At 73.4% G+C, this 15656-nt stretch carries 16 protein-coding genes; 7 read left to right on the top strand and 9 right to left on the bottom strand.

The genetic code is table 11. From position 1 onward, the window contains the following. The 8 genes from HCN56_RS16200 to HCN56_RS16165 all read right to left on the bottom strand — a co-directional run. Nucleotides 1-1127: SigB/SigF/SigG family RNA polymerase sigma factor (locus HCN56_RS16200; protein ID WP_167971778.1), on the bottom strand; the 1127-nt coding region annotated here is incomplete at its 3' end. 519 nt (nucleotides 1128-1646) lie between these two features. After that, complete coding sequence (locus tag HCN56_RS16195) at nucleotides 1647-2000, bottom strand: STAS domain-containing protein (protein ID WP_167971776.1); 354 nt, start codon at nucleotides 1998-2000, stop codon at nucleotides 1647-1649. Then, a complete protein-coding gene (locus HCN56_RS16190; RefSeq protein ID WP_167971775.1) occupies nucleotides 1997-3412 on the bottom strand; it encodes a PP2C family protein-serine/threonine phosphatase in 1416 nt (471 codons plus the stop codon). Before HCN56_RS16190 ends, HCN56_RS16195 begins: the two co-directional genes overlap by 4 nt. After that, complete coding sequence (locus HCN56_RS16185; protein ID WP_167971773.1) at nucleotides 3409-4221, bottom strand: alpha/beta fold hydrolase; 813 nt, start codon at nucleotides 4219-4221, stop codon at nucleotides 3409-3411. The genes HCN56_RS16190 and HCN56_RS16185 overlap by 4 nt, the downstream gene beginning before the upstream one ends. A gap of 164 nt (nucleotides 4222-4385) precedes the next feature. Then, complete coding sequence (locus tag HCN56_RS16180) at nucleotides 4386-5045, bottom strand: hypothetical protein (protein ID WP_167971771.1); 660 nt, start codon at nucleotides 5043-5045, stop codon at nucleotides 4386-4388. A gap of 166 nt (nucleotides 5046-5211) precedes the next feature. Then, nucleotides 5212-5637, bottom strand: a complete 426-nt coding sequence (locus tag HCN56_RS16175; RefSeq protein ID WP_167971769.1) for a rhodanese-like domain-containing protein — start codon at nucleotides 5635-5637, stop codon at nucleotides 5212-5214. Then, nucleotides 5634-6137: a cysteine dioxygenase gene (locus HCN56_RS16170; RefSeq protein WP_167971767.1), complete on the bottom strand. Its 504-nt coding sequence runs from the start codon at nucleotides 6135-6137 to the stop codon at nucleotides 5634-5636. The genes HCN56_RS16175 and HCN56_RS16170 overlap by 4 nt, the downstream gene beginning before the upstream one ends. 206 nt (nucleotides 6138-6343) lie before the next feature. Then, nucleotides 6344-6838, bottom strand: coding sequence for a MerR family transcriptional regulator (locus tag HCN56_RS16165; RefSeq protein ID WP_167971765.1), 495 nt, complete (start codon nucleotides 6836-6838; stop codon nucleotides 6344-6346). Between the two features lie 54 nt (nucleotides 6839-6892). Here HCN56_RS16165 and HCN56_RS16160 point away from each other — a divergent pair, with 54 nt between their 5' ends. From HCN56_RS16160 to HCN56_RS16135, 6 genes are all read left to right on the top strand, one after another. Then, a complete protein-coding gene (locus HCN56_RS16160; protein WP_209312814.1) occupies nucleotides 6893-7876 on the top strand; it encodes an aldo/keto reductase in 984 nt (327 codons plus the stop codon). An 823-nt stretch (nucleotides 7877-8699) separates the two neighbouring features. After that, a complete protein-coding gene (locus HCN56_RS16155) occupies nucleotides 8700-9461 on the top strand; it encodes a DeoR/GlpR family DNA-binding transcription regulator (RefSeq protein WP_167971763.1) in 762 nt (253 codons plus the stop codon). A 144-nt stretch (nucleotides 9462-9605) separates the two neighbouring features. Then, a complete protein-coding gene (locus HCN56_RS16150) occupies nucleotides 9606-10961 on the top strand; it encodes an ABC transporter substrate-binding protein (protein WP_167971780.1) in 1356 nt (451 codons plus the stop codon). Continuing rightward, entirely contained in the window at nucleotides 10961-11941 is a 981-nt protein-coding gene (locus HCN56_RS16145; protein ID WP_167971761.1) for a carbohydrate ABC transporter permease, read from the top strand. The genes HCN56_RS16150 and HCN56_RS16145 overlap by 1 nt, the downstream gene beginning before the upstream one ends. Continuing rightward, on the top strand, nucleotides 11938-12798 hold the full coding sequence (locus HCN56_RS16140) for a carbohydrate ABC transporter permease (protein ID WP_167971759.1): 861 nt from the start codon (nucleotides 11938-11940) through the stop codon (nucleotides 12796-12798). The genes HCN56_RS16145 and HCN56_RS16140 overlap by 4 nt, the downstream gene beginning before the upstream one ends. Next, entirely contained in the window at nucleotides 12795-13784 is a 990-nt protein-coding gene (locus HCN56_RS16135) for a zinc-dependent alcohol dehydrogenase family protein (protein ID WP_167971757.1), read from the top strand. Before HCN56_RS16140 ends, HCN56_RS16135 begins: the two co-directional genes overlap by 4 nt. 74 nt (nucleotides 13785-13858) lie before the next feature. Here HCN56_RS16135 and HCN56_RS16130 read toward each other — a convergent pair whose 3' ends face one another. Further along, nucleotides 13859-14677 (bottom strand): sugar phosphate isomerase/epimerase family protein, encoded by an 819-nt coding sequence (locus HCN56_RS16130; RefSeq protein ID WP_167971755.1) that lies wholly within the window; start codon nucleotides 14675-14677, stop codon nucleotides 13859-13861. 94 nt (nucleotides 14678-14771) lie between these two features. On the opposite strand from HCN56_RS16130, the gene HCN56_RS16125 reads away from it, so the two are divergent. Continuing rightward, nucleotides 14772-15584 carry an ABC transporter ATP-binding protein gene (locus HCN56_RS16125; protein WP_167971753.1) on the top strand — a complete coding sequence of 271 codons (813 nt, stop codon included), beginning with the start codon at nucleotides 14772-14774 and terminating at the stop codon, nucleotides 15582-15584. The last annotated feature ends 72 nt before the right edge of the window (nucleotides 15585-15656 follow it).

Raw genomic sequence — 15656 nt, 5'->3', positions numbered from 1 at the left:
GCCGCACTGCGTCCGGGCGCCTCGGCGGGCCCCGGCTCCCCCGCCTCGCGAGGCTGAGGAGTCCGGGCAGGCGCGGCGCCGCGGGGTGGGAGGTCCAGTCGAGGTGGTGCCGCTGCTACCGGAGGGCCGTCCGCGCGCCCGGGCCGGGACAGCACCGCGGAGACGGCCCGGGGCCGGCCTGTCGGAGCGGCCCGGACGCCACCGCGCCCGCTCCCGCCGGAACGGCGGGGTACCGGGCGGGGAGCGGTTGCGGGCTCGGGCGGTGCCGAGGCCGCGTCACCCGGCCGTGCGGTGCCCTCCGCACCGTCGTCGTCCGTCCCCACCGCGCCCTCGACATGCTCCCGAGCACCCTCGCAGACCCGGCGCAGGATGCGCGAGACGTGCATCTGGGAGAGGGAGAGTCGCTGCGCTATCTGCCGCTGCGTGAGGTCGCGGAAGAAGCGGAGGTGCAGCACGGCCCGTTCCCGGGCGGGGAGGGCCCGCAGGTACGGGCGCACCGAGACGCGTTCCGTCACGCGCTCGTAGTCGCTGTCGCAGTCGCCCAGCGTCTCCGCCAGCGGCCGCCCCGCCGCGCCGGTCGGGGCGTCCAACGACAGGCAGGCGTAGCTGTCGAGCGCTCCCACGCCGCGCCGGACCTCCTCCTCGTCGATGTCCAGGTGTTCCGCGAGCCGCCGCTGCGCGCCCCGGCTCCCGGGGTGCTCCTCACCGAGCTCGCCCGCGGCTCGTCGGACGAGGTTGCGCAACTCCTTGGTGCGGCGGGGCACGTGCAGGTCCCAGGTGTTGTCGCGGAAGTGGCGCCGGATCTCGCCGGTCACCACCGGGACGGCATAGCCGGCGAAGGCGTGTCCGCGGTGCGGGTCGAAACGGTCGAGCGCCTTGGCCAGTCCCAACGCGGCGACCTGCAACAGGTCCTCGGTCTCCTCGCCCCGGTCGCGGTAGCGGAGGGCGATGCGGTGGGCCATCGGCAGCCAGGCGGTCATCAGGTCGTCCAGCAGCCGGGAGCGCTCGGTCCCCTCGGCCAGCGTCGCCAGGCGGTGGAACCACGCATCGGTGTCCGGGGTGTCGGCGTGCCGGTGCCGGGGGCCGGCGGGGGAGGTCGTGGGGTCGGTGGGAGCAGTGGGGGTCATGGGGCTCGCTCACGTTCGTGGGGGCGGCGGCGGTGGCGTCTCCGAAGGTCCGGTGGTCACGTCGAGTGGTGTCGGCCGATCGGCGCCGTCCGGTGACCCGGGACGGCGGACCCTCGGTCCGTCGACGGCGGGAGGGCGGCCCGCCGCCGGTCCGTGGCGGCGGCACGCCCGTCACAGCGGCCTCAGCCCTGTCGGGTTACCGGGCGCAGTCGATTCCAAACCGAGAATGCCGGACATGTGTACGTACGGACTGCCGGCCGCTGGACCGGTGCGACCGGGCCGGCGGGGCAGCCGGGTGAGGCCGGGGCGAGCTCCCCGGCGGCGCGCACCGGCGGGCGTGCCGCAGCGCTCGGCCTCGTGCCGTGGCGCGGTGGGGACGGCCGGCGCGGGTCCGGGACGGCCCCCCGGACCGCGCTGCCCCGGAGCGCGCTGACCCCGGGCCGGGGGACGGGACGAGAGGTGCAGCGGCGAGGCGCGGCCCGGTGGCGAGGCCCCGGGCCGCGCGTTCTGGTGCGGAGTTCAGCGCCGCGAAAGGTGCGCGGCGACCGCGCTGTCGGCGTGGTCGTACATCGAGAGGACCTGCGCCAGGCCGGTGACGCCCAGGACACGGACGGTCTGCGGCGGGACGGCGGCCAGCGCCAGCTCCGCGCCGTGTGCGGCCGCGTGGTTGCGGGCCGCCACGAAGACCGCGATACCCGAGGAGTCGCAGAAGGTGAGGCCGCCGAGATCGAGCAGGAGCAACTGCCCGGCCGCGGGCGCCAGTGCAGTGACCGCGGCCCGCAGGGTGGGCGCGGTGGCGTAGTCCAGATCGCCGCCGACCTCCAGCACCGGGCCGGAGTCGGCGTCGACGGGGGCGATGGTCAAGTGGTTCATGCGGTGGTCTCGTGGCTGTTCGAACGGCTGTCTGTGGCGGCGTCGGCCTGTCGGGTCGCGCCGCCCGCAGTCCCGGCTCCCGTCACCGGAACGCCCAGGGCGAGCAGGGCGGTGTCGTCGTCGAGACCGGCGCCGAAACCGTGGAGCAGTTCCGTCAGGGACTCGACCAGCGCTGACGCGCCCACCGGGGCGCGCTCCCCGGCGAACGCGGTCAGCGCCGCGTCGCCGTAGAGCCCGCGGTCCGCCCCGGTACGGGCCTCGGTGAGCCCGTCGGTGTGGAGCAACAACGTGTCCCCGGCACGCAGCACAGTACCCGCCGTGGTGAAGTTGGCCGTCGGGAGGATACCGACCAGTAGCCCTCCCGGGGTGCGCAGATGCTCCACCTCGCCGTCGCGGCGCACCACCAAGGCGGGCGGATGCCCCCCGGAAGCCAGGGAAATCTCCACCTCGCCGGTGTCGGGGTGCGGCCGCAGCACGCCGAAGATCGCGGTGCAGTAGCGGGGGTCGCTGCCGGTGTACCGCTCGTAGAGGACGGTGTTGAGCGTGGTCAACGCCGCTTCCGGCTCGGAGTCGTGCAGTGCGGCGGCGCGCAGCGTGTAACGCACCAGTGAGGTAACCGCCGCCGCCTCCGGCCCCTTGCCGCAGACGTCCCCGAGGAAGAACGCCCAGCGCGACCCGTCGACCTGGAACAGGTCGTAGAAGTCGCCGCCCAGCTGGTCGAGGGAGGCGGTGTGGTAGTACGAGGCGACCTCCATCCCGGGGACGCGGGGCAGGTCGTCGGGGAGGAGGCTGCGCTGGAGCACGGCCAGCGCCGACTGCAGGCGGGTGCGGTCCGCCTCGGCGCGCACCCGGGCCTCGTCGGCGGCCTTCTTGCCGCGCAGCAGCTCCGCCTCGTAGGCGCGGCGGTCGCGGGCGTCGAACAAGGTGATGCGCATCAGCAGGGGCTGGCCGTCGGCGCTGGTCTTCAGCGTCGCGCTCGCCATCACCGGAAGGCGGCCGTCCCGAAGAGAGAGGTCCATGGCCATGCCGTTGACCTCGCCCTTGAGCCGCAGCAAGGGGAAGAACCGCGTCTCGTAGAACAGTTTGCCCGACCCCGTCAGGAGGTCGGGGAAGGTGAGGCGGCTCACCACCTCCTCCCGGGTCAGCCCCAGCCACTCCAGCAGCGTGCCGTTGACCCGGGCCACGGTGCCGTCCATCAGGGTGGAGAGGTAGCCGCACGGCGCCTTCTCGTAGAGTTCCTCCGCGCTGTCCTCCAGCAGCGCGGTGAACGCGGCGTCGGTCGCGGTGCCGCCGCCGGCGGCCCGGCGGCGGTCGTCCCGTTCCGGCGCCGGGGGGCGGGTCGTCTCGGGGCCCGGCAGGGCGGACGCCCCGGCTTCCTTCACTGCTTCGTGCTCCTCGCCCGGCGCGGTCATCGACGGTTCACCACCCCTGCGAACTCCCGGAGGGCCCGCGCAGTGGCCTCCGGAGCGCTCAGTTGCGGACAGTGCCCGGTGGCGTCGAGGGTCACCAGCCGCGAACCGGCGATCTGCTCGTGCACCAACCGGCTCACCCCCAGCGGGGCTATCGCATCCTGGGCGGTACGCACGATCAGGCTGGGAATGGTGACCCCGGCGAGGTCGGCGCGGGAGTCGGTGAGGAAGGTGGCCCTGGCGAAGGCGCGGACCACCTCGGGATCGGCCGCACAGAACACCTCCTCCAACTCGGCGGTCAGCTCGGGACGGCCGGGGTCGCCGATCACCACGGGGGCGAGCCACTGCGGCCACCCCGGGTTCGCCTCCAGCGAGTCGAGCAGTTCGTCGATGTCGGTCGCGGAGAACCCGCCGTGGTAGCCCTCCTCCGGAGCGTCGAGGTAGCGGGGGTTCGGGACCAGCAGGACCAGCGCGCCGATGCGGCTTCCCTCCGCCGTGGCGGCGAGCACCCCCACCATGGCACTCACCGAGTGGCCGACGAGGGTGACGTCCCGTAGGTCGAGCTCCTCGCAGATCTCCGCGACGTCCGCGGCGTAGCCCTCCAACGAGCCGTAGCGCTGGGCGTTCCAGGCCCCGCGGTCCGAGCCGCCGCTCCCGGTGTAGTCGAAGAGCACCAGCCGGAACCGGTCGGAGAGGGCGGGGACCAGGAGCCGCCACATGCTCTGGTCGCAGCCGAAACCGTGCGCGAGGAGCAGCACCGGCCCGTCCGCGCGCCCGGTGACGACGACGTTGTTCCTGCGGCGGACATCCATGGAACCATCCTGCCACCCGCCCGCGCGGGAGTGGCGTTGCCGGGGTGCCGGGGGCGGCGTGGCGGACTCGCGGGTGGCAGGAAACGGCTGCCGGCGCTCCGCCTCGCCCCGCACCGCAGCGGGCGGCAGGCGCCGCTTGCCGCCCGCCGCGGTGCGGCCCGGGCTCACGCGCGGCCGGGGAAGTGCTCGGGGTCGAACCCCGTGACCCGGAAGGAGACCTGCACCGTGCCCACCCCGGAGACGGGGACCTCCACGGCCACCGTCGCAGCGGTGCGCAACCCGGCGTAGAACTCCTCCGCCCGGCCGAGGCGCAGGCGTGCTTCGTCGTCGCGGTCACGGGAGGCGGGCAGCTCCAGCGGTTCGGCGTCGTCGACGGTGACCCGCACCGTGCACTCGCCGGTGCAGTCGATCGAACCGGCGGGCAGATCCAGCCACGCCTCGCCGCCGTGGACGGAGTGCTCCGCGACCGTCAGGACGGCGGGGTCGTCGCCGCCGTCGATGTCGACCGGTGCCTCGCTGTCGATGTCGGCGGTCCGCAGGGTCCCGTCCGACTCCCGGGTCTCGTCGTACCGCCAGGTGCCCGGGGTGGCGGCGGCCTCCTCGGCGTCCGTGCCGGTGTCCGGTTCCGCCGTGGCGTCGGGGCTGGTGTCCTCGGGCTCCGCGGTGGGAGAGCTGTCGTCGGGCGTCGGCTCGGCGTCGTCGGTGGGTGAGGCGCTGATCTCGGCGGGGTCGCCGCCCGTCCCGGTGTCCGCGCACCCCGTCAGCAGCGCCCCGCCGAGGACCGTCGCGACGACCGGCCCGGCCACTCGTCTGTCTATTCGCATTCCTGCCGCCTCCGTCGTCACCCTGGGCCGCCGGCTCAGCGGCCCGCCGATTGTCGCGTGGCGGGCCCGCCGACTGTGGACGGCGCGCGGCGGTGGCCGGAACACGGCAGGAAACCGCCGTGCGGGGGTGGTCTGCAGGACCCCTGCCGACCGCCCCCGCGCAGCGTCAGTCTCCGGGGCGCCCCGTGGGCGGCAGCACCGGCAGGCCCGCCGCCCGCCACGCGCGGAAACCGCCGACGAGATCGGTGGCCCGCACGACGCCGACCGTCCGCAGGGAGGCCGCCGCGAGCGAGGATGCGTATCCCTCGTCGCAGAAGACGATCCACCGCAGCCCGTGGTCGTCCGCCTCGGGCAGCGCACCCTCGCTGGAGGGGTCCAGCCGCCACTCCAGGTGGTTGCGTTCGATCACCAGCGCACCGGGGATGCCGCCCTCCTCCTCGCGGCGGAGCTGCGGGCGGGTGTCGACCAGCCGTGCGCCGGCCGCGACCTCGTCCTGTGCCTGCCGAGGGGTGACGCGGTCCAACTCCCCGCGGGCCCGCTCCAGATGGCGGTCGATGCCGAGTGGTGCGGCAGCGGAAGGGGTGGTGCTCATCGGTCGACCTCCTCGGTGCGGTCCAGCACCAGGGTGCCGTCGGCGCGATGGCGATAGGTGTTCATGGCGGTGAGGGCGGGTGCGTAGGCGTGGACGCTGGCCGCCGGTTCCGTGCCGCGGTTGACGACCTCGTGGACGTAGCGCGGGCCGAAGGACCGCAGACCGCCCACGGCCAGCCGTCGCGGCGCCGCGTGCGGGGAGCTCACCGCACCCGGAAGGAACGTTCCCTCCGCCAGTTCCCCGCGGACCACGGTGAAGGCGCCGGAGGAGCCGCCGTGGTCGTGGATCTCGGTGCCCTGGCCGGGAAGCCAGGTCAGCAGCCACACCTCGTGGTCGGCCGCGACGCTGAGCCGGGTGTAGAAGCGCTCGGGAGCGGTGAACCGGAGAAGCGGTTCCCAGCTCGCCGTGTCGGCGGCGAAGCCGCGTGCCAGGGCGGCGAGCGACGCGGGGGAGTGGGTGGTGCGGGGCGCGGGTACGGCGGGGCGCTGTACGGCAGGCATGAGAATGACCTCGCTGGGGTGGCGCACGGTCGTGCGACGAGCGGAAGGGTTTTCCGCCGCACCCGAGGCGATCGCCGGGCGCGGCCGTCAGGGACGACCGCGGCGACACAGCGCGCTGGCCACGCGGACGAAGTCCACGTGGTGTCGTACGACGAGGCGCGTGCCGGGAAGCATGGGCGAACACTCTCAGCCGATACCGCGGCCGGTCAACACGCGGGCGTGTCGCCCCGGTGTGCCCCGGGTCGCCCACCGGGGGCCGAGGCCACGCCGGGGTCCGCGCTCCTTCCGGTCTCCGGGCCTCCGGCGGGGGCGGACCCGCTCCCGCCGGGATACGGCGACAGCCCGAGCTCCGCCCGGTACCGCGCGATCTTCCCCAGCAGCAGTTCCCGGCGGGCGGTCAGCAGCAGTTCCACGGCGTGCAGCACCCGGGCGTCGTGCTCCTCCAGCAGCCGCAGCCGCTCCGCGGCCGTCCCCGCCCCGGTGCCCAGCTCGCTGTAGCGGCGCAGTTCCGCCACCGGCATGCCGGTCTGCCGCAGACAGCGCACCAGGGCGAGCCGTTCGAGGTCCCCCTCGCTGTAGACACGGCGGCCGCCCCCGGTGCGCGCCACCGGGGTGATCACCCCCGACTTCTCGTAGTACCGGAGCGTGTCGAGCGACATACCGGTGCGTTCCGCGGCCTGGGCCGGCGTGTAGTGCGTCATGACAGCAGAGTCTGCACTTGACCTGGAGCGCACTCCAGCTCCCAGGCTCGTCCCATGACCGCATCGCACCGGCGCACCGACGCCGTCCCCGCTCCCGGCCCCGCCTCGCTCGTGCTGGGCACGATGAACTTCGGCACCACCGTCCCCGAGGCGGACGCCCACGTCCTGCTGGACCGGTTCGTGGAACGCGGCGGACGCTGGATCGACACCGCGGACTGCTATGCCTTCTGGCGGGGCGGGACGGGTCGGGGCGGCGACAGCGAGGAGGTGCTCGGGCGCTGGCTCGCCTCCCGCCCGGGGATGCGCGACCGGGTGCTGCTGGCGACCAAGACGGGCGCGGAGCCGGCCGTGCCGGGGGTCGCGGACGGCCCGCGGACCGGACTGTCGGCGCGAGCGGTGCGCTCGGCGGCGCAGGCCAGCCTGCGGCGGCTGGGCGTGGACCGGGTGGACCTCTTCTGGATACACATGGAGGACCGTGCCACGGAACTCGCCGAGACCGTCGACGCTCTCGCCGAACTCACCGACTCCGGGCGGGCGCTCCGCGTCGGGGCCTCCAACCACCCCGCCTGGCGGGTGGAGCAGGCGCGCGCGCTGGCGGCCGCCCGTGGGGCCCGGCCGCTGGACGCCGTCCAGTTGAGCCACAGCTACCTGCGCCCGCGGCCCGGCACGCTCACCACGGAGCACCGCTTCGGCGACCTCAGCGAGGAGCAGCTCGACCACGCCGCGGCCAACGGCATGGAGGTGTGGGCCTACACGCCGCTGCTGCGGGGCGCGTACGACGTGGCCGACCGCGAACTGCCCCGTGCGTACCACCACCCGGGGTCCACCGCCCGGTCGGCGGCGCTGGCCTCGGTCGCCGACGAGCTCGGGCTCTCGGCCGGGCAGGTGGTCCTCTCGTGGTTGGCGGGCGGGCAGGTTCCGGTCCTGCCGATCCTCGGCGCGTCCCGACCGTGGCAGCTCGACGCCGCGCTGGACGCGGTGGCGACCCCGCTGCCGCCCGAGCTCCGGCGGCGCCTCGACGAGGCCGGCACCGACTGACGGGCGGCGCGGTCCGTCCGGCGTCGGGCGCCGTCCGGGCTCCGGTCCGGGGGGCCGGGAGCGGCTGCCTGCCCGCCCCGCGGGCCCGGGCGCAGGGCGGGCACCCGATCCGGGAACCGAGTGGGTCGGACGCACCGCCCAGCGAGGGCGGCGTGTCCCAGCCGCCGCCGCCCTGCGGTGGTGTCACCGCAGGTGGGGGAGGGGGCGACGCCCCCTGGGCGTCCCCTCCCCGCGCCGGGGGCGCTCGCCGCGCTCCCGGTACCCCCGCCGCCCGGGCGCCTGCGTGGCGACCCCGCCCGTGTCCGCGCAACGCCGGACGGTGACACCGCGCGGGCCCGACCCGGGCAGGGACGGGCCGTCGCCTCCCAACTCGTCGCCCAGGGGCGCCGACCGCCGCAAACACGCGGGTCGGCGCGGCAACCGGCGGCGGCCGGCACCGTCACGCCGACGCGCCACCCGGTCACCGCGTGTGAGCCCGATCGCGGCGCTGTGTGCCCGGCCGATGCCCGATGGTGACCGGACGGGCACGCGGGCCGGGGTGATCTGCCCGCACGGCGCCCGTCTCGGCCCTTGCCTCGAGCGCCCGCTCGACCGGTGCGCGGGTCCGTATCGGGCGAAGCGGGCCGTCGAACGGGCGTCGTTTTCGACGATCGCTGCCGAGATCCGCTGTGCTGAGCGGCTGCAGCTACCCGTCGGCTGCCAGGAAACGGGCAGATGCGGTCACGATCTCCCGGACGGGCGGCCTGGAGATCACGCGCCGTGCGCTGTAGAACTTCTCCTCAGGGCCCGAACGGGCATCGAAGGTGAAAGGCGTGCGGGAGACATGAGCGCGGAGGAACGACAGCGGGCCATTGTCGCGGCTGCCCGCCGCTCCGGAGCGGTGGACGTCGCGGAGCTCGCCGACACCCTCGGAGTCGCCAAGGAGACCGTGCGGCGGGACCTGCGACTGCTGGAGGACCACGGCCTGGTCCGCCGCACCCACGGTGGCGCCTACCCCGTGGAGAGTGCGGGATTCGAGACGACCCTCGCCTTCCGCACCACGATGCACGTACCCGAGAAGCGGCGGATCGCGACCGCCGCCGCGGGACTGCTCGGTGACGCCGAGACCGTCTTCCTCGACGAGGGCTTCACCCCGCAGCTCATCGCCGAGGCGCTCCCCGCCGAACGGCCGCTGACCATCGTGACGACCTCCCTGGCCACCGCCGGGGTCCTCGCCGAACGCGACAACTGCACCGTGCTGCTCGCCGGTGGCCGGGTACGCGGCGGGACGCTCGCCACGGTCGACCACTGGACCGTCTCCATGCTCTCCGGTTTCGTCATCGACCTGGCCTACATCGGCGCCAACGGCATCTCCCGCGACCTGGGCCTCACCACCCCCGACCCGTCGGTGAGCGAGGTCAAGGCGCAGGCGATCCGCGTCTCCCGGCGCCGCGTACTGGTCGGCATGCACACCAAGTTCGCCGCCGTGAGCTTCTGCCGGTTCGCCGAGGTCGCCGACTTCGAGGCCATCGTGACCACCACCGGACTTCCCCTTGCCGAGGCCCACCGCTACTCCCTGCTGGGGCCGCAGGTCATCAGGGTCTGACCGCGGACCGACGACCGCGGGGCACGCACCCGACTTTCGCACAGACGTACACGACCGACAGATTCCCTCTCTTTCCCTCTCTTTCCACCTCGAAAACGGGCGGACGGCTGGTTCCCGTTGCCCCTGTACCCCTGGAGCCCAATGATGCGCAGTCAGAGTCGACGCACCCGCGCAGCGATAGCCACCGCCCTCGCGGGCGGCATGCTGCTCACCGCATGCGCCGGAGCCGGAGGATCGTCAGGGGGTGACGGCGAGAGCGTCAACGTGCTCATGGTGAACAACCCCCAGATGGTGGAGCTCCAGCGGCTCACCGCCGACAACTTCACCGAGGAGACGGGGATCGAGGTGAACTTCACCGTCCTCCCCGAGAACGACGTCCGCGACAAGATCAGCCAGGACTTCGCCAGCCAGTCCGGCCAGTACGACGTGGCGACCATCTCCAACTACGAGACGCCGATCTACGCCCGCAACGGCTGGCTCCACGAGCTCGACCCCTTCCTCGCCGACGACGCGGACTACAACGAGGAGGACATCCTCGAGCCGATGCGCCTCTCGCTCACCGGTGAGGACGGCAAGACCTACGCGCAGCCGTTCTACGGCGAGTCCTCCTTCCTGATGTACCGCAAGGACGTCTTCGAGGAGCTCGGCCTGGAGATGCCCGAGCAGCCCACCTGGGACGAGGTCGCCGAGTTCGCCGCCACGGTGGACGAGGAGCGCTCCGACATGAAGGGGATCTGCCTGCGCGGCCTCCCCGGCTGGGGTGAGCTGATCGCGCCGCTGACCACGGTCGTCAACACCTTCGGCGGCACCTGGTTCGACGAGGACTGGAACGCGCAGCTCACCGCGCCGGAGTTCGTCGAGGCCACCGAGTTCTACGTCAACCTGGTCCGCGACCACGGCCAGTCCGGCGCCGCCCAGTCCGGCTACGCCGAGTGTCTGAACAACATGACCCAGGGCAACACCGCCATGTGGTACGACGCCACCGCCGGTGCCGGTTCGCTGGAGGCCGAGGGCTCCCCGGTGCAGGGCGACATCGGCTACGTGCCGGCGCCGGTCAAGGAGACCGAGTCCTCCGGCTGGCTCTACACCTGGGCCTGGGGCATGCAGAAGGCGTCCGAGAACACCGACAACGCCTGGAAGTTCATCTCCTGGGCGTCCAGCCAGGGCTACGAGGAGCTGGTCGGCGAGACCAGCGGCTGGTCCAACGTCCCCGCGGGCAAGCGCGCCTCGACCTACGAGAACGCCGACTACCAGGCGGACGCGGAGGCCTTCTACGACGTGACCTTCCGCGCCATCAGCGAGGCCAAGCCGGACGACCCGGGCGTCCAGCCCCGCCCCGCCGCCGGTATCCAGTTCGTCGGCATCCCCGAGTTCACCGACCTGGGCACCCGCGTCTCCCGCGAGATCAGCGCCGCCATCGCCGGTCAGCAGAGCGTCGAGGAAGCCCTGGAGAAGGCCCAGGCCGCGGCCGAGCGCGTCGGCGAGGGGTACCAGGACTGATGAGCACCTCCCCGACCGCGGCGCCGCCGCAGTCGTCGGGCGCGGACGCCGGGCGGAACGACTCCGCCCGGCGGCCGGCCGCGGCCCGCCGCGCAAGCGTGTGGGCCCGCCGGGCGCCCCTGCTGCCCGCCCTGATCTTCCTGATCGTCATGACCCAGCTGCCGTTCGCGGCCACGCTGGTCATCTCGCTGTTCGACTGGAACTCGCTCTACCCCGACGACCGCGCCTTCGCGGGACTCGCCAACTTCGGCGAGGTCCTGACCGACGCCGACCTGCGGTCCTCGGTCCTGACCACGATCATCCTCACCACGACGGTCGTGCTCGCCTCCCTGGTGCTCGGCCTCGCCATCGCGCTGCTCCTGGACCGGTCGTTCCGGGGCCGCGGCATCGTCCGCACCCTGATGATCGCGCCGTTCCTGGTGGTGCCCGTGGCAGCCGCGCTGCTGTGGAAGCACATGCTGTTCAACCCGGAGTACGGGCTGCTCAACGGCTTCATCAACTGGTTCGCGGGGCTGTTCGGCATCGACAACCCGGTCCAGCCGGACTGGATCTCCGAGATGCCGCTGCTCGCGGTGCAGATCTCGCTGGTCTGGCAGTGGACGCCGTTCATGATGCTGATCCTGCTCGCCGGGCTGCAGAGCCGTCCCGGCGACGTCATGGAGGCGGCACGCCTGGACGGCGCCGGCAACTGGCAGATGTTCCGCTACATCACGCTGCCCCACCTGCGCCGCTACCTCGAACTCGGCGGTCTGCTCGGCTCGATCTACATCGTGCAGAACTTCGATGCGGTGTTCATCATGACCCAGGGCGGTCTCGGCACGGCGAACCTGCCGTTCAGCATCTACCAGACCTTCTACCAGGCCCACGAGTACGGCCTCGCCTCCGCCGCCGGCGTCCTGGTGGTCATCGGCTCGATCATCCTGGCCACCTTCGCGCTGCGCGTCGTGTCGTCCCTGTTCAGCGAGGAGGGTTCCCGGTGAGCGCTGTGACCACCACCGCCGCCCCGTCGGCCAATCTCGCCCAGCGCGGCAAGGGCGCCTTCCTCGGCCTGCTCGCGTGGGCCGTCGGCCTGCTGTTCTTCCTGCCGGTCGCCTGGATGGTGCTGACGAGTTTCCGCTCGGAGTCCGACGCGGCGACCAACCCGCCGTCGCTGACGGCGCCGCTGACGCTCGACAGCTACCGCGAGTTCTTCGGCGGCGGCGCCAGCCCCTGGCCCCCGCTGATCAACTCGCTCACCGCCTCGCTGCTCTCCACCCTCCTGGTGCTGGTGCTCGCCCTGCCGGCCGCGTACGCGCTGTCGATCCGGCCGGTCAAGGCGTGGCGGGACGTGCTGTTCTTCTTCCTGTCCACCAAGATGCTGCCGATCGTGGCCGCGCTGCTCCCGATCTACCTGATCGCGCAGAACATCGGCATGCTCGACAACATCTGGCTGCTGATCATCCTCTATACGGCGATGAACCTCCCGATCGCCGTCTGGATGCTGCAGTCCTTCCTCGCCGAGGTCCCGGCCTCGGTCATTGAGGCGGCCCAGATCGACGGCGCCCGGCTCCCCGTCATCCTGTACCGGGTGATCATGCCGATCGCCGGTCCCGGCATCGCGGCCACCTCGCTGATCTGCTTCATCTTCAGCTGGAACGAGATGCTGTTCGCCCGGGTCCTCACCGGTGTGACGGCGCAGACCGCCCCGGTCTTCCTCACCAGCTTCATCACCAGCCAGGGGCTCTTCCTCGCCCAGATGTGTGCGGCCTCGTTCGCCATCTCCCTGCCGGTGCTCGCCGCGGGATTCGCCGCCCAGGACAAGCTGGTCCAGGGCCTGTCGCTAGGAGCCGTCAAGTGAAAGCCGCCGTCATCGAAGCGCCCGGCAAGGTCACCGTCACCACGGTGCCCGACCCGACCCCCGGCCCCCGCGACGTGGTGGTCGAGGTCGCCTCGTGCGGCCTGTGCGGCACCGACCTGCACATCCTGGAGGGCGAGTTCGCCCCCACCCTGCCCATCGTCCCGGGCCACGAGTTCGCCGGGACCGTCGCGGCGATCGGCACCCAGGTCACCGAGGTTGCCGTCGGCGACAAGGTCGCGGTCGACCCCTCGCTCTACTGCCACGAGTGCCGGTTCTGCCGTGAGGGCCGCGCCAACATGTGCGAGCGCTGGGCCGCCATCGGCGTCTCCGTGGCGGGCGGCGCCGCCGAGTTCGCGGTCGCCCCGGTCGCCAACTGCGTCAAGCTCCCCGACCACGTGGACGTCGCGGACGCCGCACTGATCGAGCCGCTCTCCTGCGCGGTGCGCGGCTACGACATCCTGTCGGCCCGCATGGCCTCCCGGGTGCTGATCTACGGCTCGGGCACCATGGGGTTGATGATGCTGGAGCTTGCCAAGCTCACCGGCGCCGCCTCGGTGGACGTGGTCGACCTCAACCCCGACCGCCTCGCCACGGCCCGTACCCTCGGCGTCTCCAACGCCGCTGCCGGCGCCGACGAACTGGGTCGCCCGCAGGGCTGGGACATCGTCATCGACGCCACCGGCAACGCCGCCGCCATCCAGGACGGCATCAACCGCGTCGCCAAGGCCGGCACGTTCCTGCAGTTCGGCGTCTCCGACTACGCCACCACGGCCACCATCGAGCCCTACAAGATCTACAACCAGGAGATCACCATCACCGGCTCCATGGCGGTGCTGCACAGCTACGAGCGTGCCGCCGACCTGTTCGCCAACGGGGTGATCGACCCGGCCGTCTTCATCAGCGACCGGGTGCCGCTGGCCGACTACCCGGCCGCGATCGACCAGTTCAAGGCCGGCAAGGGCCGCAAGATCGTCGTCGTGCCCTGACATCCGTCGTCGCGCCCCCACCCGGGGCGCCGACCCGCCGCGCGCCGCGCCCCCCACCCGGGCGTGCGGCGCCGCTAACCGCCGGTGTGCGGGACGCCCGCGGCGAGGTGCAGCCGGGTGAACGCCAGCGCCTCGGCCAGGTCCGCCTCCCGCTCGTCGCCGGAGACCGCCCGCCGGGTGTTCACCTCCACCACCACGTGGCCGGCGAATCCCGTCGCGCCCAGCCGGCCCAGCAGCTCACCGCAGGGCTGGCTGCCGCGCCCCGGCACCAGGTGCTCGTCCTTCGCCGTGCCGGTGCCGTCGGCGATGTGGACGTGTGCCAGCCGGTCGCCCATCCGCTCCGCCATCGCCAGGGTGTCCACCCGGGCGGTCGCGGTGTGCGAGGTGTCCAGCGTGAAGTGGCGGTAGTCGTCCTCCGTCGGGTCCCAGCCGGGGGAGTAGGCCAGCATCTCGCGCTTGCGGTACCGCCACGGGTACATGTTCTCCACCGCGATGCGCACGTCGGTGTCGTCCGCCATGCGCCGCACCCCCGCGACGAACTCCTTGGCGTAGGCGCGCTGCCACCGGAACGGCGGGTGGACCACCACGGTGTCCGCGCCGAGCTGCTCGGCGGCCGAGCGCGACCGGCGGAGCTTCACCCACGGGTCGGTCGACCACACCCGCTGGGTGATCAGCAGGCAGGGCGCGTGGATCGCCAGCACGGGCACGTCGTGGCGTTCCGACAGCCGTGCCAGTTCGTCGACGTCCTGGCTGACCGGATCGGTCCACACCATGACCTCGACACCGTCGTACCCGAGCCGGGCGGCCGTCTCGAAGGCGGCCGCGGTGCTCTCCGGGTAGACGGAGGCGGTGGACAGGCCGACACGCGTCGGCGGTAGCGCTGCTTCAGGCATAACGCGCCCCAGCGTAGACGCTGCCGCGGACGCACCGGCGGACGCCGACCGTGACCTGCTTGACCCCGCCGCCGCCACGGAGCACGATGCGGACGTGAGCGACGAACCGGGAGCGAACCGGTCAGAACCGGCCCGGCCGCGCGGCGCCGCCGGTGCGTCGGGGCGACCGGCCGCGGTCGACGCCCGGGAGCTGACCGTCGAGCGCGGCGGACGGCCCGTCCTCCACGGCATCACCCTCACCGTCACGCCGGGCACCGTCACCGGACTGCTCGGGCCGTCCGGCTGCGGCAAGACCACGCTGCTCCGTTCCGTCGTCGGGACCCAGGCGCGCGTCCACGGTCGGCTCAGCGTCCTCGGCCGCCCGGCCGGCGACCCCGGGCTCCGCTCCCGCATCGGGTACGTCACCCAGGAACCCTCCGTCCACCGCGACCTGACCGTCCGGCAGAACCTCGACCACTACGCCGCGGTCCTCGGGGTCGGGCGTCGGCGCCGCGCCGCCGACGTGGCGCGCGTCCTGGACGACGTGGACCTCCGGGACCGGGCCGGGGCACTCACCGCCGACCTCTCCGGCGGGCAGCGGTCGCGGGCCTCGCTGGCCGTCGCCCTCCTCGGCGAACCCGAGCTGCTCGTCCTCGACGAACCGACGGTCGGACTCGACCCGGTGCTGCGGCGCGACCTCTGGCGCCTCTTCCACCGCCTCGCGGCCGGCCGCGGCACCACGCTGCTCGTCTCCTCCCACGTCATGGACGAGGCGGACCGCTGCGACCGGCTGCTGCTGATGCGGGACGGCAGAATCCTGGCGGACGACACCCCGGACGGCCTGCGTCGCGCCACGGGCGCGGCCACCGTCGAGGACGCCTTCCTCCGCCTCGTGGAGACCCCGCCCGCCCGCGGAGGCAGCCGGTGACCGCGCAGCCGCCGACCGCCCCCGACCGCCCCCGACCGCCCCCGGCCGCACCCGCGCCGGCCGGAGCCGCCC

This window comes from Streptomyces lonarensis (assembly GCF_012033735.1).
Taxonomy (GTDB): Bacteria; Actinomycetota; Actinomycetes; order Streptomycetales; family Streptomycetaceae; genus Streptomyces; species Streptomyces lonarensis.
This window is presented reverse-complemented; position numbering and strand designations above follow the sequence as displayed.